This window comes from Spirosoma aerophilum, assembly GCF_054782495.1.
Genome location: NZ_BAAGSJ010000001.1, coordinates 337,276 through 355,812, shown reverse-complemented (window position 1 = coordinate 355,812; position 18,537 = coordinate 337,276). Strand labels below are relative to the sequence as shown.

Annotated in this window: 11 protein-coding genes; 6 read left to right on the top strand and 5 right to left on the bottom strand. The window is 52.7% G+C overall.

What is annotated here, in order from left to right:
• Window positions 1-64 precede the first annotated feature (64 nt).
• The 4 genes from ACYVK4_RS01375 to ACYVK4_RS01360 all read left to right on the top strand — a co-directional run bounded on the left by ACYVK4_RS01375 (window position 65) and on the right by ACYVK4_RS01360 (window position 6,095).
• Complete coding sequence (locus ACYVK4_RS01375) at window positions 65-2,479, top strand: penicillin acylase family protein (protein WP_461125692.1); 2,415 nt, start codon at window positions 65-67, stop codon at window positions 2,477-2,479.
• Window positions 2,480-2,611: 132 nt separating this feature from the next.
• Window positions 2,612-4,411: an arginine--tRNA ligase gene (argS, locus tag ACYVK4_RS01370; RefSeq protein ID WP_461125691.1), complete on the top strand. Its 1,800-nt coding sequence runs from the start codon at window positions 2,612-2,614 to the stop codon at window positions 4,409-4,411.
• A 67-nt stretch (window positions 4,412-4,478) separates the two neighbouring features.
• Window positions 4,479-5,099: a glutathione peroxidase gene (locus ACYVK4_RS01365; protein ID WP_461125690.1), complete on the top strand. Its 621-nt coding sequence runs from the start codon at window positions 4,479-4,481 to the stop codon at window positions 5,097-5,099.
• A gap of 102 nt (window positions 5,100-5,201) precedes the next feature.
• Window positions 5,202-6,095, top strand: a complete 894-nt coding sequence (locus ACYVK4_RS01360) for a 1,4-dihydroxy-2-naphthoate polyprenyltransferase (protein WP_461125779.1) — start codon at window positions 5,202-5,204, stop codon at window positions 6,093-6,095.
• 51 nt (window positions 6,096-6,146) lie between these two features.
• Here the strand turns inward: ACYVK4_RS01360 and ACYVK4_RS01355 are convergent, their stop codons facing one another.
• The 5 genes from ACYVK4_RS01355 to ACYVK4_RS01335 form a co-directional block, all read right to left on the bottom strand.
• A complete protein-coding gene (locus ACYVK4_RS01355; RefSeq protein WP_461125689.1) occupies window positions 6,147-8,471 on the bottom strand; it encodes a metallophosphoesterase in 2,325 nt (774 codons plus the stop codon).
• Window positions 8,472-8,557: 86 nt separating this feature from the next.
• Window positions 8,558-8,959: a hypothetical protein gene (locus tag ACYVK4_RS01350; protein ID WP_461125688.1), complete on the bottom strand. Its 402-nt coding sequence runs from the start codon at window positions 8,957-8,959 to the stop codon at window positions 8,558-8,560.
• A gap of 219 nt (window positions 8,960-9,178) precedes the next feature.
• Complete coding sequence (gene ileS, locus ACYVK4_RS01345) at window positions 9,179-12,631, bottom strand: isoleucine--tRNA ligase (protein ID WP_461125687.1); 3,453 nt, start codon at window positions 12,629-12,631, stop codon at window positions 9,179-9,181.
• A 181-nt stretch (window positions 12,632-12,812) separates the two neighbouring features.
• Window positions 12,813-13,907, bottom strand: a complete 1,095-nt coding sequence (locus tag ACYVK4_RS01340; RefSeq protein ID WP_461125686.1) for an Rpn family recombination-promoting nuclease/putative transposase — start codon at window positions 13,905-13,907, stop codon at window positions 12,813-12,815.
• Window positions 13,907-15,292, bottom strand: a complete 1,386-nt coding sequence (locus ACYVK4_RS01335; RefSeq protein WP_461125685.1) for an OmpA family protein — start codon at window positions 15,290-15,292, stop codon at window positions 13,907-13,909. The genes ACYVK4_RS01340 and ACYVK4_RS01335 overlap by 1 nt, the downstream gene beginning before the upstream one ends.
• A gap of 216 nt (window positions 15,293-15,508) precedes the next feature.
• Here ACYVK4_RS01335 and ACYVK4_RS01330 point away from each other — a divergent pair, with 216 nt between their 5' ends.
• Together ACYVK4_RS01330 and ACYVK4_RS01325 are read left to right on the top strand one after the other, a co-directional pair.
• Window positions 15,509-16,924, top strand: a complete 1,416-nt coding sequence (locus ACYVK4_RS01330; RefSeq protein WP_461125684.1) for a Gfo/Idh/MocA family protein — start codon at window positions 15,509-15,511, stop codon at window positions 16,922-16,924.
• 203 nt (window positions 16,925-17,127) lie between these two features.
• Window positions 17,128-18,519, top strand: coding sequence for a putative oxidoreductase C-terminal domain-containing protein (locus tag ACYVK4_RS01325; protein WP_461125683.1), 1,392 nt, complete (start codon window positions 17,128-17,130; stop codon window positions 18,517-18,519).
• Window positions 18,520-18,537: the final 18 nt, after the last annotated feature.

Genomic DNA, 18,537 nt, shown 5'->3' with positions numbered 1-18,537 from the left:
ATAATCGGGCTTAACGTTAGATTGACCGGAAAAAGTTAGTATGTTCAGGTTCAAATCCGAACACATGCGCTTACTACTTCTTCTGCTTACTAGCTTTCTTACTACGTTTTGTCATTCGCAGTCCAGCCAGACCATACGCATGGCTGGCTTGCAGCAGCCCGTCGAAATCATCCGCGATCGTTGGGGTGTCAATCATATTTATGCCAAAAACGAGCATGATCTTTTCTTCGCGCAAGGGTATTCCGCTGCGCAGGACCGTTTGTTTCAGCTGGAAATCTGGCGACGGCAGGCCACCGGAACCGTTGCCGAACTATTGGGGCCGCAGGAAGTAAAACGGGATATTGGCACCCGTCTATTTCGGTTTAAGCCGAATGCGACACCGGCCGAGTTGGACAAGGAGTTGCTGCATTATCATCCGCACGGACCGCAGATTGTTCGCGCGTTTGTGGCGGGAATCAATGCTTACATCACCGACATCCTGAAGACCCCCGAAAAGTTACCGTTCGAATTTCGAACGCTCGATACCAAACCCGGTTTGTGGACGCCCGCTGTAGTCATCAGCCGTCATCAGGGACTGATGTACAACGTTCGGGAGGAACTCAATTACGGTCGGTTGGTGAAACTGATTGGAGCCGACAAACTCCGGGAACTGCAATGGTTTCATCCTCTCCCGGAGTCCTCGCCAACCAAAACCGCCCAACCCGATCTGACACTTCACGTAAACGGCGACGAACTTTTTCAGCCGATTCTGGAGCTGTATGAGGCTTTTCGCCTGCCGTTAAAATTTAATAACCGGGCTGCTAGAGCCGATGAGGATGCGGATGAAGCGCATGTTATGCCCGGTTTCGACGGTGACAAGAAATATGTCGGCTCCAATAACTGGGTTATTTCGGGTGCTAAATCGGCAAGCGGGTATCCCATGCTGGCCAACGACCCGCACCGGGCACAGTCGACACCGTCGCTACGGTATTGGGTTCACCTGAATGCCCCGAATTGGAATGTGGTTGGCGCTGGCGAACCCACATTGCCGGGGGTATCCATCGGACACAACGACTATGGTGCCTGGGGGTTGACCATTTTTGAGACGGACAATGAAGACCTGTACGTTTACGAAACCAACCCAGCCAATCCAAACCAGTACCGATACAGAGGCAAGGGATCCGCCTACCGCTGGGAAACCATGAAAACCGCTACCGAAACCATTTCGGTGAAGGGCGGTCAGCCCGTTACGGCTACGCTCAAATATACCCGTCATGGGCCGGTGGTTTTTGAAGATGCGCAGCATCACAAAGCCTATGCGGTTCGGTCGGGCGGGTTGGAGATCGGTTCGGCACCCTATCTGGCCAGCCTGCGAATGAATCAGGCGCGAAACTGGGCCGAATTTCGGAAGGCTTGCCTGTATAGCCGGGTGCCAGGCGAGAACATGATCTGGGCCGATAAGACCGGCACAATTGGGTGGCAGTCGGTAGGGCTGGCACCCCTTCGGCAAGCCAGTTCGGGGAAAAACTTTACGGGCCTGGTACCCGTACCGGGCGATGGCCGGTTTGAGTGGAATGGCTTTCTGCCCATCGACCAGTTGCCGAACAAACTTAACCCGCCCGAAGGCTATGTAGCCACCGCCAATAATAACCTGACGGCAACGGATTACCCGCATCGAAATGCCGTTGGCTGGACGTGGTCGAGTCCGTCGCGGGCGCACCGTATTGAAGAGGTGCTGAACGATGGCACCCGAAAAACGCTGGTCGATTTCATGGCCCTTCAATCCGATTATCTGTCCATTCCGGCCCGGACGCTGGTGCCGCTACTGCAAAATCTGGCCTCCCCGAAAGACCGTACCGAACAGGCACTGAGTTACCTCCGCAAGTGGGACTATAAATTGACGCCCAATGCCGTAGCCGCGTCTATTTATGTCGCCTGGGAAGGGCAGCTGAAGCAGGCGGTTTATCTGGAAAAAGTGCCAAAAGTCGCCCGGCCCTATTTTAAAAGTTTGCCGACCAAACGTGTTTTTGACGCCTTGCTCATCCCAACGCCCGGCCGCGACAGTCTGCTCTTAACCTGCCTGGATAAAGCCGTGGCTGAACTCACCACCCGGCTCGGCTCCGACATGGACGACTGGGTGTATGGGCAACGAAAAAACAAACACATCACCCTGACGCACCCGCTCAGCAATATGGTCGATAAAGCGATGCGTCAGAAAATAAACCTTGGGCCGGTGGCGCGGGGTGGTTATGCCGAGACTGTCAACGCTACGTCGAACGAGCTGAATCAAACGCACGGGGCATCGTTCCGAATTCTGGTCGATACCGAAGACTGGGATAAAACGCTGGGCATCAATACGCCCGGCCAGTCGGGTGATCCCGAAAGTCCGCACTATGGCGATCTGTTCCCGATCTGGGCCGAAAACAGCTATTTTCCTGTCTTCTTCACGAAAGAAAAAATTAAGACTGTTGCGGAAGGGACGACCGTACTGACGCCTTGATGGAGCCCGGACGGTAAGCTGCGTAGCCGAAGCCAACAGGCATGGTCTGGTTTTGCCTTCGGCTACGCGGGTTTCCATCGAAACGGCGCACTGCCCGCGCTACTTGCGCTACATTTCGTACTTTTGTGGGTAATGGATATTCAGTCTACCTTACAAGCCGACATTACACGGGCAATTGCCGAACTCTATCCGGGCAATTCCGGCGATGTGCAACTTTCGCCGACAAAAAAAGAATTCGAAGGACAATACACCTTCGTTACGTTTTCACTGACCAAAGCGCTCCGGCAGGCACCGGCCCAGATTGGCCAGGCAATTGGCGGCTGGCTGCTGGACAACAGTTCGATTGTCAGCAACTTCAACGTCGTACAGGGGTTCCTGAACATCAGTATTGCCGATTCGGCCTGGGTGGAGGTGTTAAATGACATTGCGGCCGATTCATCCTTTGGTAGCCTGCCGTCGAAAGGGCAGTCGGTGATGGTTGAGTTTTCCTCGCCGAACACCAACAAACCCCTGCACCTTGGGCATTTGCGAAATAACTTTCTGGGCGATTCGGTAAGCCGGATTTTAGCCGCCAGTGGGTACGACGTTGTCAAAACCTGTATTGTCAACGATCGGGGTGTACACATCTGTAAGTCCATGCTGGCTTACCGCATGTTCGGTACCGATGCATCGGGTCAGTGGGAAACGCCGGAGTCATCGGGCATGAAAGGCGATCACCTGATCGGAAAATATTACGTCCTCTTCGACAAAGCCTACAAAGCGCAGGTGGAGGAGATGGTGGCGAAGGGAACGCCGAAGGAAGAAGCTGAAAAAACAGCCCCCCTCATGCAGGAGGTGCAGCAGATGCTGCGTCTGTGGGAGCAGGGCGATACCGAAACGGTTGCGCTCTGGCAGAAACTGAATAACTGGGTATATGCCGGTTTCGATGTTACCTACAAAACCATCGGCGTTAGCTTCGACAAGATCTACTACGAATCGAATACCTATCTGCTCGGGAAAGAAATCGTCGAAGAAGGAATCCAGAAGGGCGTCTTTTACCGTAAAGAGGATGGCTCCGTCTGGATTGATTTAACGGAAGAAGGGCTGGATCAGAAACTCGTGTTGCGGGCCGATGGTACCTCGGTGTACATCACCCAGGACCTGGGCACGACCGAACTGAAAGAGCAGGACTTCAACAGCGACCGCCAGATCTGGGTTGTCGGCAATGAGCAGGACTATCATTTTAATGTACTGTTCGCCATTCTGCGCCGGTTAGGTCGACGTTATGCCAACGAGTTGTACCACTTGTCGTACGGCATGGTCGATTTGCCAACGGGTAAGATGAAATCGCGGGAAGGTACCGTTGTCGACGCTGATGACCTGATTCAGGAAACGACCGATGCAGCCTCGACAGCCGCCGACGAAGCCGCCAAGGGAAAGCTTGACGAGTTTAGCGACGAGGAGAAAAAAACGTTGTTCCGGATGCTGGGTCTGGGGGCGTTAAAATATTATCTGTTGAAAGTTGACCCGCAAAAGCGCATGCAGTTCAACCCGGAGGAGTCGGTCGATCTACATGGAAACACCGGTCCCTATATCCAGTATGTTCACGCCCGAATCCAGTCGATTCTGCGAAAAGCGTCTGAGATGAACGCCGTGACCGAGGGTGCTGTTGCTACCAATCAGTTAGATGAGCTTGAGCAGCAGTTAGTGTTGTTGCTAAGCCAGTACCCGCAGCGAATTGGTGAGGCCGGGGCGGCCTTTGCGCCTTCGTATATTGCCCAGTATGCCTATGAGCTGGCGAAGACATTTAACCAGTTTTACGACAAGCTGTCGATCCTGAAAGAGGCCGATGCGGTGAAGATGCATACCCGACTTATTTTGGCAAAAGCCGTTGGTGAAACTATTCGTAAGGCAATGGGTTTATTGGGCATAGAAGTACCAGAGAAAATGTAGTTAGTCCGTTCAAATTCAGTACGTTTAAATTGCTATTTCCAAATTCTACCAAAACGTTAAACTAACCATGAAAAAGAATGTAGTTTTTACCTTAATCGGCGTAGCCCTGGTGGCGAGCCTGTCCAGTTTTATGTCCTTCTCTACCCTCGTTAAAGGCATCTTCAGCAACAAGAAAGAAGCCATTGCCGCTCCGGCCAATGCAACGGCTCCCACAAAGAGTTTGTACGATTTCACCGTTAAGTCGCTGGATGGTAAGCCAGTAGCCCTGAGCGGTTTTAAAGGCAAGAAAGTTGTTATCCTGAACGTAGCCTCCAAGTGTGGCTTTACGCCCCAGTATGCTGACTGGGAGAAATTTTACAAAGAGCACGGCAGCAAAATCGTTGTACTTGGCTTTCCCGCCAATAACTTTGGTAGCCAGGAGCCCGGCAGCAGCGATGAAATTGCTACGTTCTGCCAAAAGAACTACGGTGTAACCTTCCCCATGTTCGAGAAAGTATCGGTTTTGGGCGACGATCAGGCTCCCCTGTACAAATGGCTGACCGACAAGTCGATGAACGGCTGGAACGACAAAGCGCCAACCTGGAACTTCTGCAAATACGTCATCAACGAAAAAGGCGAACTGACGAATTTCTTTGCCTCGAAAGTGAAGCCAACGGATGAAGAGTTTAAGAAAGCAGTAGGAATTTAATAGTGAAAGAGTGAAAGAGTGAAAGAGCGAAAGAGTGAAGCCTAAATCTGGCCGTTCGCTCTTTCATTCTTTCACTCTTTCACTCTTTTGCTTTTCAAAATGATGAAAAGTTGGATTGCGGCTGCCCGGCCGCGTACGTTGCCGCTGGCCCTGGCCAGTATTATCCTGGGTAGCTTTCTGGCGCTGGCCAATCAGCATTTTAACTGGCAAATTGCCGTGCTGGCCGCGCTTACGACCATTTTCCTGCAAATCCTTTCCAACTTTGCCAACGACTACGGCGATGCCGTGTCGGGGAAAGATACGGAGCTTCGGGTCGGCCCCCGTCGGGCAGTAGCGACCGGCGACATTACCAAAGAGGCCATGCTGAAGGGGATTATCCTGATGGCGGTGCTTTCGCTGGTTTGCGGGATCGGGCTGCTGATGGTGGCTTTTTATACCGTAGAACCCAAAATCTTCTGGTTTTTCTTTGTGTTGGGGTTACTCAGCATTGCCGCTGCCATTGGCTACACAAACGGCAAACGACCCTATGGCTATGCTGGTTTCGGCGACATCGCCGTGCTTATTTTCTTTGGCTGGGTCGGTGTATTGGGTACTTATTTTCTGTACACACTGTCTTTTTCGCCATTGTTATTCCTCCCCGCTACGAGTGTTGGTCTGTTTGCAACGGGCGTTCTAAACATCAACAACATCCGGGACATTGAAACCGATACCATGACGGGTAAACGCTCGATTCCGGCCCGGCTTGGCCTGCCGCTGGCTATTCGGTATCACTGGGGGTTACTAATCGCCGGTATGGCCTGTGCGGTGGCGTACTCGTTTCTGATCGAAGCCCCTGCTCAGGGGTATCTCTACGTATTGTCCTTCCCGTTATTTTTTCTGAATGGCCGCGCTGTAGCGACGCACAAGCGCCCAGTAGAGCTAAACGCCCGGCTTGGGCAACTGGCCCTCACCACCCTTCTGTTCGTAATCCTGTTCGGGATAGGGCAGATATTGTAAAAAGTAGACTGTAGGCACGCTGGCGCGGACCGACCTGCGCCAGCGTTCTTTCTATTGCTTCACTACTTTCCGAGTTACTTTAGTCTGCCCGGCTTGAACCGTTAGTAAGTACGTTCCCGTAGCGGCTGGCATCCGAATGGATTCTGAAATAGATGTAACCGGGCCGAATTGCTTTTGGAATACAGAACGCCCCTGTGCGTCGTGGAGCAGTATACTAACGTCTTTCTTTTGCGTCGTCGTTAACTCGACAAACAAGAGTTCGTGAGCCGGGTTTGGGTAAACGTTTAACTGTCCACCAACAAACTCTTCTTCGGCAGTTGGCAGCAGTACAGTTATCGAAGCCTGCCCCGATGTGCTGCCAACACCACAACTGTTTTCGACACTCGATACCGTGTAAAGCGTGGATTTCGCTGGCTGAAGCGTGAGAACCGTTGGGTTGACAGTGCCTGCAAAAGGGGTTCCATCCGACAAACTACCTCGCCAGGGACCTTCTCCTGTAAAAGACAGCGTGAGTGAAACGGGCTGACCTTGTAACACCGTTGTGGAGCCAGACAGGGTGGCCGTGGGAAGCGGTTTTACGGCAAAAGCCTCACTCGAAACAAGCTGTGCGTAAGGAACACCTCTGGGGCGTACCTGGAGTTTATACCCTGCTCCGGAAGCCAATGTCTTTGGCAGGCTGGCTGTCAGAGCGTTCAGTGAACCAGAACCCACGATCTGTTCCGTTACAAAATTACCAGCGGCATCAGATAACAGGAGATCGTATTGCCAGCCAGCGGCTTTTGTCGTGTTTTCAGCTGTAGCCGTAACCGCTATGGTGCCGCCAATGCAGACCGCGGTTGAAGTGCCTATTCGGGTTATCAGTTTGGGGGGCTGCTGAACCGATACGGTAAACAGGTCAGTCAGACATTGGCGTCCATCCGTTACGGTTACCGGAATGGTACCGGACTGGTCAGCGAGGTAGCGGATACTCCGGCTGGTTTGCCCGCCTGCCCAGCGATAGTCACCGGTCCAGGAGGCTTTCAACTGAAGTGTATCGCCATATTCGGCGGCCAGGGAAACGGTCTTGTTCACGTCTTTCATAATGGTGAACTTGTCCTGAACGGAGCCATCAGCCATGACAAACTGCGCATCCAGCCGGTTATCATTGAGATCCAGCAGCATTGACCCACCCACCGTGGTATTGTTGTACACCGTTGCCGGGTGCGGAAAGTCAATGGATCGACCACCCAACTGGCCCCCCGACCCATTGACAATGTAAATGGTCCCTTCTCCTTTCGGCAGGATGGGACAGGAGTTCGGCGACCCATCGTACCGCCCCGTTGTCGTCTCGGTAATATGCGTTTTTTTATCAAACGTGTTCGCCAGGCCCCGCAGCCCTTTGAGTCGGTAGGTGCGCTCGTAGCCGTGGCTGTGTCCGTTGAGGACTAAATCTACGCTATACCGTTCCAGAATGGGAGTGAGGTTCTCCCGAAGGAGCTTCATGGATAGCTCAGTATCGGAGTTGTGACCGCCTTTGCTATAGGGTGGGTGGTGGAAAATGACAATTGTCCAGGGGAGTTTGTTCGCTGCCAGATCCCGTTTTAGCCACTGAACCTGAACCGACGTGGTGTCATAAAGGCGGTATTGCCCGTCCGAACGGCCTTGTGAGTCGAGGGAAATGAGATGGACATTGCCGTAGTTGGAGGAGTAGTAGGATTTTGAGTTGGATGGTACCCCACCCGCTTCACCTTTTTCGGGGAAAGCGAACAGTTTGTAATAAGCGACATTAAAATTGGTTTCGCTGTCGGCATAATCGTGGTTGCCGGGCGTTATGAAGAGTGGGGTGTTGCGCAGGGTTGGCGCGTAGATCGGGAAGACAAGCTGCTGGTATTCGTCTTCAAAGCCAAATGAGTAGGCGTTATCGCCCAACCAGAGCCAGAGGTCGGCCGGGCGGTTGGCTGTGGCATTCCGGTACGCTTGATATACGTTCCGCTGGTTGTCGCTTCCACTGCCAAAATCACCCAATACCCAGAAGCGAGCCGAGCGCGCTTCGCCGGCAGCCGGGGCTGTCCTGACGTAATAATCAGGCCCGCTGGCCAGCTGCGTATCGTCATAGCCAATAGAATAGGCATACTGGGTAGCCGCCTGAAGGCCCGTCAGCGTAAGGCTGTGCTCCAGAGCGGGCTGGGTTTCCCGGACATTTTCGGTGAGTTGATTAGTTGACCGGCCAAACCATACCCGACCCGTGGTTGGCTGGTCTGTCCGCCAGCGAACAATAACCGAGGTAGGCGTTACAACTTGCAGATAAGGCCCCCGAATAAGTTTAGGCGCCTGAGCAAACGAAATCCTTGTAACCAGTAAAAGGAAAGTTATGGGTAAATAGTAAACCAATCTCATACGGTGGGTATAAATACACCGCAAAAGTAAGGACAACCGAAAGAATATCCTATCAGGCTGCTATGGTTTGGTAATCAGTGGGTTAACTAGTTATTATTTAGCAGCGACTGATGCATGCGGAGTAAATAACGGACGGGCCAATCGCTCTGGTTGTAGGACTCCAGTTGATTTATTTTAAATAGTAACTTTCGTTCAGCACTTCTCCGTTCTTCAGGAGAAAGACTTTTAAGGCCAACAGGTAATTCATGAAGTACCTGATTAAGTTGAACACAGGCGGTAACCGGTAAGGTAAAATAGTTAGCCAGCCGTTCAACATCCGATAATTTCCATAAATCGGGTTTGGAACGCCGGTTGCGAATCGCATTGCCACTCAACCCGACGGCAATGCCCAACTGCTCATCATTTAAAGGACACTCTCGCAACCGCCACATAACGGCCTGGTAATTGTTAACGAAGGTGTGTAATGTCGTGCGTAAATAGTCTATCAAAGTAGTAAGCGTTTTGGTGAGTGTTGCCTTCAGAACCGGATTGTCTGTGATTGATTTAGGACCAGTAACCAAATCGTATATACAACATTCGTGCCGTTGTAAATTCCAAGTTATTAACCCTTTACACCGATATACATAATTCACTTTTGTTTGGCTGAAAACAAAAAAGTCACCCCGGTGATGGAGTGACTTTTTATCCTATGGTACTACTTTTATTTGTTACGCCTTATCGACAAGAACGCGCAATTGAAACTCGTCCATTTCTATCTCGGCAACGGCAGGTGATCCGTTCAGATCGTTCACCAGATCGAGCGAAACAGCCTGAACTTCCTGCCGGATATAGTCGCTGTTGCTTTCAACAGCTTTCGCGAGTACATCGTGGTTGTTTTCCAGCGTGATCCTGATTTTATCGGTCACGGAGAAATCCCGGTCTTTACGCAGATTCTGAATCCGGTTCACAAAGTCGCGGGCAATGCCTTCGCCCCGCAGTTCGTCGCTCAGGGTGACGTCCAGCGCAACCGTAATGCCGTTTTCGCTGGCAACCAGCCAACCCGGAATGTCTTCGGTGATGATCTCGACATCGGCCGGGGTGATGGACTGGTTGAGCGCCGGGATGATGAACTCACCGGTTTGTTCCAACCCCTTCAATTCCTCCGCACTCATGGCCGTAATAGCTGCCGCCACGTCTTTCATCTGCTTGCCAAATTTAGGGCCGAGGGCCTTAAAATTCGGCTTCACTTTTTTCTTGAGGATACCGCTGGCATCGTCGACAAACTCAACGGCCTTTACATTTACCTCCGACATGATGATCGGGCTGACGTGCTCGATCTGACGGCGGGTGTCCGTATTCAAAACCGGAACCAGTACGCGGCTCAGCGGTTGCCGAACTTTCAGCTTATGGCCTTTGCGCAGCGAGTGCACCAGCGACGAAACCTGTTGCGCCAGTTCCATCGAACGCTCCAGTTCCAGGTCGATCAGTGCGTGGTCGCCTGTCGGGAAATCGGTCAGGTGAACCGATATAACGCCTTCATTCAGATTGCGATAGAGCCAGTCTGCGTAGAACGGCGCAATCGGCGACATCAGTTGCGATACGGTCGTCAAGCATTCGTGCAGCGTTTCGTAAGCCGCCCGTTTGTCGGTGGTTAACTCACCGTCGGGCGCGGCCCCGGTCCAGAAGCGCCGGCGTGATAACCGAACATACCAGTTAGAGAGTTGGTCGTTCACAAAATCCTGAACGGCCCGGCCCGCTTTGGTTGGGTTGTAACTGTCGAATTGCTCCTCGACTTCCAAAATCAACGATTGTAATTTGGATAGAATCCAGCGGTCGAGTTCCGGGCGCTCGGCTACGGGCACGGTGCGGCCGCTAAACGTGAACTGGTCCAGATTAGCGTAAAGCGCGAAGAAGTTATAGGTGTTCGAGAGTGTGCCGAACAGCTTCCGCTGCACCTCGCCAATGCCATCGGTATTGAATTTCAGGTTGTCCCAGGGCTCAGCGTTGGTGATCATGTACCAGCGCGTCGCATCGGCACCGTACTTGTCGAGCGTCTCGAACGGGTTGACCGCGTTACCAAGCCGTTTCGACATTTTGTTGCCGTTCTTATCCAGCACCAGCCCCGTCGACACCACGTTTTTGAACGCGACCGAGTCGAACAGCATCCCGGCAATGGCGTGGAGTGTAAAGAACCAGCCCCGCGTCTGATCGACCCCTTCGGAGATAAAATCAGCCGGAAACGCTTTGTTGAATACGGCTTCGTTCTCAAACGGATAATGCCATTGGGCATACGGCATCGCTCCTGAATCGAACCAAACGTCGATCAGGTCGGATTCGCGCTGCATGAGCTGCCCGCTTTCTGAAACGAAATAAATCTCGTCGGAATAGGGACGGTGTAAGTCATACGAGCCATCAGCATGAGCCGCCAGGAAGGCCTGGTTCTTATCGATGTACGCCTGGAATTCGGTTTTGCCCTGCGCAACCCATTCGCTCATTTGCTCATTTGCTCGTTGACTCTTTTCAACGAGTTCTGCTACGGCCCCCACGCACACCTCTTCACCGGATTCGCTGCGCCAGATCGGTAGGGGCGTGCCCCAGAAACGGCTGCGGCTGAGGTTCCAGTCGACAAGGTTTTCGAGCCAGTTGCCGAAGCGGCCGGTGCCGGTGCTTTCGGGCTGCCAGTTGATGGTTTTATTCAGTTCAACGAGCCGCTCTTTTTTTGCCGTCGTCCGGATAAACCAGCTATCCAGTGGATAGTACAGGATTGGCTTGTCCGTCCGCCAGCAGTGCGGGTAGGGGTGTTCGTATTTCTCGACTCTGAAGGCTTTATTCTCTTCTTTCAGCTTGATGGCGATGAGCACGTCGGTCGGTTTGAATTCCGGGTCTTCGCGCTCTTCGTCCGAGTAATATTCTTCCTTGACGTACCGCCCGGCAAACTCACCGATCTCTTTCACAAAAAGACCGTGTTTATCCACAATGGGGACATCTTTGCCGGTTTCGTCCTTCACCATGATCGCCGGGATACCCGCTGCCTGCGCAACGCGGAAGTCATCGGCCCCGAAGGTTGGTGAAGTATGAACGATACCGGTACCATCTTCAGTCGTCACAAAATCACCCAGAATAACTCTGAACGCCGGTTTGTCGGGTTGAACGTAGGGCATCAACTGCTCGTATTCGATACCTTCCAGGTGCTGCCCTTTAAACTCCGACACAATCGTCCAGGGAATTACCTTGTCATTGGGCAGATAGGCATCGAAGGCCGGACTGTTCACCGCATCGACCTGTCCTTTCTCGTTCAGCCAGCGGCCAACCAGATTTTTGGCCAGAACTACATGTACGGGAATGTGCGTGTAGGGGTTGAACGTTTTCACCATCACATAGTCGATGTTGGCTCCAACGGTCAGGGCCGAGTTAGCGGGTAATGTCCAGGGCGTAGTGGTCCAGGCCAGGATATAGATGTCGGCATCGGCTGAATCGAAGAACAGGAAGCCCGACTTACCGCTGGGTTTCACCTTGAACTGCGCCACAATGGTCGTGTCCCGAACATCCTTGTAGGTGCCGGGCATGTTCAGCTCGTGCGAGCTGAGCCCCGTTCCCGCTTTCGGTGAATAGGGCTGGATGGTATAGCCTTTATACAGCAGGTTCTGGTCGTACAGCTTTTTCAGCAGCGACCAGACCGACTCGATGTATTCGTTTTTATAGGTAACATACGGGTTTTCGAGGTCGACCCAATAGCCCATTTTCTCGGTTAGGCTGTTCCACTGGTCGGTGAAGCGCATAACCGTTTCGCGGCATTTGCGGTTATAGTCCTCCACGCTGATACCGCCTTCTGATTCGGGTTTACCGATATCATCTTTGGTAATACCCAGCTCTTTCTCGACTTGCAGCTCAATGGGCAGGCCGTGGGTATCCCAGCCGCCTTTCCGCTCGACCTGAAAGCCTTTGAGGGTTTTGTAGCGGCAGAAAATATCCTTGATCGACCGGGCCATTACGTGGTGAATACCCGGCGTTCCATTGGCCGAAGGCGGACCTTCGTAAAATGTAAAGCTGGGTTTTCCCTCGCGGATGGAAACCGACTTGTCGAAAACCTGATTCTGGTTCCAGTATGTTAAAACCTCGGCTGCGATCTGCGCATAATCGAGGGACTCATATTGCTGATATTTCACGTCAGAGAGGATCATACGCGCTAATTGGTTCGTTTGTGACGACTAAAGCCAATTGGGCGGTTAAAAAATAAGTGCAAAGATAGGGAAATAGATGGCATAGGTTGTCTAAGCCGATAACCCAAAGCCCTATTGTGAGAAAACAAAAAAGCGAACCGCCGTGGTTCGCTTTAGGGATATGGATAAACCAGTGCAAACCTTATGGGGTATGGGTGCGGTTAATTTCGTCTATAATAATATTGACTTCGGCCAGAGGTAACTCAGCCGCCGATGCAATGGTAGCAGCATCAAGATTCAAATTCAACATAGCCTTAATGAATTTGATCGTACTCTGGCGACGCTCTAACTCGCGTCCTTCCCGTATCAATTCTTCGGTTGCAGCCATTACCTGGCGACGCTCTAACTCGCGTCCTTCCCGTATCAATTCTTCGGTTGCAGCCATTACCTGGCGACGCTCCAACTCACGTCCTTCCCGTATCAATTCTTCGGCAACTGTCATGGCTTGCTGACGACCCTGTTCGCGTCCTTCCTGTATTAATTCTTCGGCGACTGTCATGGTAGAAGATTCGGTTTTTGACGAAATACGGTTAAAGATACCAAATAGTTCAACTTTGGTCAAGTCGGCGGTATACGACAGATAGAGAAAGCCCGTTCCAACGAACCGTTCTCCGGCGGGGGTCTCTATCAATCGGCGAACAACGTCGGCAAAGGTGTCGAGTAGTCGAGTCAGTTGACGTTTCCGGCGACTGTTTTGCAAGAGAATAGCTGTCAGCCGGGCGTAATCGGAGCGCAATGTGGGCAGGCGTTCGTCGGACAGCGTCGACAGGTCGATCAGCAGATACTCGAAAGTGGGCAGGTAAGCCAGCAGCGTTTGATCGATAGGCGAAAAATAATCGGGTACAGTCCGCCGTTTCCATCGTCGATTGCCATGATACACAATGACGGGAAGAATAGGCGTTAGCGGTTGTTTTTGTTTAAGCTGACTCTCCCAGAGGTTGAGCAGGTAGCGGTTGATCTGAAAATGCGGATGCTCTTCGGTATAACTTTTGTGTTCCAGCAAGAGCACTAGGCGTATGACCTGACCGCCATACTGTACCGAGAAAACGAGATCCGCAAAGTGTTCGGCCAGTTGTTCATCGGTAAAGGTATCGACTTCGCGGGTAAGCGTGGCGTAGTCGAGCCGTTGGCGGACATCCTCTGGCGCAAAAACGTTCAAAAAATCAATCAGAATTTCGGGCTGCGAAAACGTTTCCTTGAAGAATCGGTCGTGCGGGTTATCGGGTTGTGCCGCCATCAAATTGCCAGAATGACAAACTCGACCCGGCGGTTGACTTTACGCTCTTCGTCGGTGCCTTTTGTCAGAATCGGGCGTGTGTCTCCGTAGCCGATGGTCTGAATTCGGTCAATGTCGATGCCCTGCTGAACCAGATACCGCTGGCAGGCAATGACCCGGTCGCGGGAGAGCTGCAGGTTCTTGTCGTGATCGCCGATGATGTCGGTATGTCCTTCGAGCCGGATGCTCATTTTGGGGTTGTCCTGCATCATAGACACCAGTTTATCCAGTTCGGAAAAGGACGCCGACAGTAGATCTGACTTCGACATTTCGAAATAAATATTTTTGAGCGTCACTTTATCACCCACTGCCAGTGGGGTCAAGGCAATGTCGCGCGTCAGTTTTTGCCCACCTGCCACTTTGCTTAAATCCAGTACGCCACTGGCCGACTGATAGCCGCGCGCCGATGCGACATAGGTATAAACCTGCCCTTTATTGAGGCTCATCCGGTAGGCACCCGTCGAGGCAAAGCTTTGCACCGAGTCAATGGCCTGTTTACTGGCCGAAAGTTTATAGTCGATCGTGGCGGTAACGGGCCGTTTACTTTTGGCATCACTTACTGTTCCCGACACCGCTACCATCATAGGTACGGGTGCCGGCGCAGGAGTGGGCTTTGGCTTAGGAACATCCGTTCGGGGAACATCCGTTCGGGGAACTTCCATCTCGCCCCCCGACTCGCCGGATGGCTGTGGAAGCGAGGTCTGCTTTTTCGGTAATTTAGGAACAGGTGTGGGTGCCGGGGCTGGCGTGTAGACGACCTGGTCGGCGGGGTTATTAACAAATAGATTGTAAATGTTCCAGCAGATATACTGGTCGCTGGTACACTCAAAAATGTCGAAGTTCTCGAGGCCTTTGTCCAGGCGCTGAAAATACAAACTGAAGTTGATCTTATCGCCGGGGAATGTATTCATGCCCACCAGAACTCGTTTTCCGGTATTGGGGTCAATTTGTTCTCTCCTGACAGGAATTCCTTCCACTTTTATAAAGGCAAATGTTCTGGCTCCGTTGGCCGCTACCAAATAGCCGGTAGGATCGAAACCGATGGTGCCCGTTGACATCAAATGCCTGTTCTGGTCGTATCTCGGCGGGTTGTTGTCCGTATAGGTCAGGTTCAGAATGGTATAATCCTGCGTGAGCCGGATGCTGTTTACCGTAACCCCGGGATCGGCGGGGCGGCCGGTTCTGGTTTGGCTGCCTGAATTAGGATAGGTATCGTCGGGCGATTGCTGTCCGCCGGATGGGTATTGCTGCCCTCCACCAGATGGGTAACCGGACGGGTACGAGCCAAACATGCAGGAGGAGCTTAGCCCGGCCAGAACGAGAAAAATGATGAAGCGGTGTAGCATACCGATAGGTGAATTAAAGAGAAGTCTGCCGTAAAGAACGGAGTATTCAGCGGATATACGCGTTCCCCGGGCCTTTCAAGACAGACATAAGACGGGGAGGGTGGAGAGTGGTTACGTCAGCGAAAATGAACAGATAAGTAAACGGCCATAGATGTAGTAAAAATCATTGGGCTTATTCTTACTGTATCATATAACGACTCTGAACCCCTGCTGCTTATGGCATCCGATAAAAAATCGCTCGTCTCCCGGAGAAAGTTTCTCGATCTGACAGCTAAAGGAACCCTGGCCTCTACGGCCATTATCAGTGGATTTCCGACCATTGTTCCCGCTTCGGTATTCGGTAAACATGCGCCCAGCAACCGCATCAACATAGGAGCCATTGGTACCGGCCGCATTTCGCGCGGGCACGACATGCCGGGCGTATGGCAGTACGACAACGCCCGCATCATGGCCGTTTGCGACCTGGACAGCAACCGCGCCGAATCCGCCAAACAGCTCGTCAATGGTGTTTACGCCAAGAAAACAGGTAAAGATTACGACGGCGTTCGGGTCTATACCGACTACCGGGAACTGCTCCTGAACAAAGATATCGACGCCGTACTGGTCAGTACGCCCGACCACTGGCACGCGCCCATCGTGATTGATGCCGTCCGCGCCAAAAAGGACGTGTACATGCAGAAACCCGCGTCGCTCACCATTGCCGAAGGGCGCATGATGGCCGATGCCGTCAAGAAATCGGGCCAGATTGTGCAGGTAGGTAGCCAGCAACGTTCGTCAGAACAGTTTCGCTATGCCGCCGAACTGGTCCGCAACGGACGCATTGGCAAGCTGAAAACGGTATATGTCGGTCTCCCCGGTGACCCATCGGGCGACGAGGAACCGCAGATGCCCGTCCCGAAAAACCTGAACTACGACATGTGGCTGGGCACTACGCCCGAGGTATATTACACCGAAAAACGGGTGCATCCGCAGGCCGACTTCGACCGTCCGGGCTGGCTCCGCTGCGAGCAGTTCGGCGCGGGGATGATTACCGGTTGGGGCGCTCACCACATCGACTCCGCCCACTGGGCTATGAACACCGAGTACACCGGCCCGGTCGAAATCTGGGGCAAAGCTGATTTTCCGAAACATGGTTTGTGGGATGTGCACGGTATCTTCCGCACCGAAGCTATGTATGAGAACGGCGTCCACATGATCGTCACGAACGAAATCGCCAACGGCATTCGGTTTGAAGGAACAGAAGGCTGGATTTTCGTGTCGCGTGGTGATGCGGCTGTAACCGCCAGCGACCCGCTTTCCAAACAAAACGCGGCTAAAAAACTCGACGCCAGCGATCCTAAACTCCTGACGTCGGTGATTGGTCCGAACGAAATTCATTTGCCGGTCAGCAAAGAGCACCACGGCAACTGGCTGGAGAGCATCGTGAGCCGCAAAGAGCCGATTGCACCTACTGAGGTAGGCCACCGGTCTTGTTCGGCCTGTTTGCTGCACCATGCCGCCATGAAACTGAACCGCAAACTGTACTGGGACCCCAAAAAGGAGCAGTTCAAAAACGACCCCGAAGCCAACAAACTCCTGTCGCGCCCCCAGCGAGCACCGTACGCCATCAAGATGGTGGCGTCGGCGAAGTAAGCGTTCAAAACCTATAAGGTCTCAAAGACCTTATAGGTTTAATTGAGGTTGCTGGCCCTGTACAACGGATTGGTTATCCGTTGAGCCGTTAGGCTAATAAGGTCGCCAATTGGCCTAACGGCCCAACGGATAACCAATCCGTTGTACAGGGCCAGCAACTTCAATTAAAGATTTATTCAAATTTCAAGCTTAAAATAATCTTGATGAAGTTAACCCCCACCGTTAGTGGCCTCTTTCTGGCTGCTTTATTGGCTGCCTGTCAGTCATCCGAGAAAAGCGAGAAATCTATGGCTGATTTTCGATTGATCACGCTGGACCCCGGCCACTTTCACGCGGCCCTGGTGCAGAAAACCATGTACGAAGGTGTCGATTCGACCGTGCATGTATATGCGCCCGACGGGCCCGATCTCCAGTTGCATCTCGACAAAATTGAAGGCTACAACACCCGCGCCGAGAACCCGACGCACTGGAAAGAAGATGTCTATAAAGGCGCTGACTTCCTGGATAAAATGCTGGCAGACAAGCGGTCCGTCGCTACGGCAGGGAACGTGGTCGTGATGGCCGGGAATAACCGCCTGAAAACGGACTACATCCAGAAAACCATTGGAGCGGGCTTCAACGTGCTGGCCGATAAACCGATGGTAATCAGCGCGTCGAATTTCGATCAGTTGAAAGAGTCGTTTGCCACCGCCGAGAAAAACAAGGTGCTGCTCTACGACATCATGACGGAGCGGTACGAAATCTCGACCATGCTGCAACGGGCCTTCTCGCGCCAGCCGGAGGTGTTCGGGACGCTCGAAAAAGGCACGCCCGACAAACCCGCCGTCACGAAAGAGAGCGTTCACCATTTTTACAAGAACGTGTCGGGCAGCATTCTGACGCGTCCGGCCTGGTTCATGGATGTAGAACAGCAGGGCGAAGGCATCGTCGACGTGACGACGCACCTGGTCGATCTGGTGCAGTGGGAGTGCTTCCCCGAGCAGACAATCGACTACCAGAAAGACATCAGCCTGACCTCCGCCCGTCGCTGGACCACCGACATGAGCCTAAGCCAGTTCAAAGCCATTACGAAGCAGAACGCCTTTCCGGACTACCTCAAAAAAGACGTGGTGAAAGACAGTGTTCTCCGGGTGTACAGCAATGGCGAAATTAACTATACACTGCGGGGGGTTCATGCGAAAGTGTCCGTTACCTGGGCCTACAAAGCCCCCGAAGGCGCGGGCGACACGCACTACTCCATCATGCGCGGCACCAAAGCCAACCTGATCATCCGGCAGGGAGCCGAGCAGAACTACAAACCCACGCTTTACATCGAACCCGTGGCCGGTACGAAGGATACCGACGCAGCCCTCAAAGCGGCCTTACCGAAAATTCAGCAGGAGTTTCCCGGCGTGGAGGTGAAGAAAATAGCGTCGGGCTGGGAGGTTATCATTCCCGATAAATACAAGGAAGGCCACGAAGCCCACTTCGGTCGGGTGGCGCAGAAGTACATCGACTACCTGAAAGCCGGTAAAATGCCCGCCTGGGAAGTCCCCAACATGATTGCCAAATATTACACAACCACGCAGGCGTTAGAGTTGGCGAAGAAAAAATAAAGAGCGAAAGAATGAAAG

Bases quoted from the DNA above. Each gene is read 5' to 3' on its own strand.
- ACYVK4_RS01365 (WP_461125690.1), top strand. From the start codon at position 4,479: ATGAAAAAGAATGTAGTTTTTACCTTAATCGGCGTAGCCCTGGTGGCG.
- ACYVK4_RS01325 (WP_461125683.1), top strand. From the start codon at position 17,128: ATGAAGTTAACCCCCACCGTTAGTGGCCTCTTTCTGGCTGCTTTATTG.
- ACYVK4_RS01330 (WP_461125684.1), top strand. From the start codon at position 15,509: ATGGCATCCGATAAAAAATCGCTCGTCTCCCGGAGAAAGTTTCTCGAT.
- ACYVK4_RS01375 (WP_461125692.1), top strand. From the start codon at position 65: ATGCGCTTACTACTTCTTCTGCTTACTAGCTTTCTTACTACGTTTTGT.
- argS (WP_461125691.1), top strand. From the start codon at position 2,612: ATGGATATTCAGTCTACCTTACAAGCCGACATTACACGGGCAATTGCC.
- ileS (WP_461125687.1), bottom strand. From the start codon at position 12,631: ATGATCCTCTCTGACGTGAAATATCAGCAATATGAGTCCCTCGATTAT.
- ACYVK4_RS01355 (WP_461125689.1), bottom strand. From the start codon at position 8,471: ATGAGATTGGTTTACTATTTACCCATAACTTTCCTTTTACTGGTTACA.
- ACYVK4_RS01335 (WP_461125685.1), bottom strand. From the start codon at position 15,292: ATGCTACACCGCTTCATCATTTTTCTCGTTCTGGCCGGGCTAAGCTCC.
- ACYVK4_RS01340 (WP_461125686.1), bottom strand. From the start codon at position 13,907: ATGGCGGCACAACCCGATAACCCGCACGACCGATTCTTCAAGGAAACG.
- ACYVK4_RS01360 (WP_461125779.1), top strand. From the start codon at position 5,202: ATGAAAAGTTGGATTGCGGCTGCCCGGCCGCGTACGTTGCCGCTGGCC.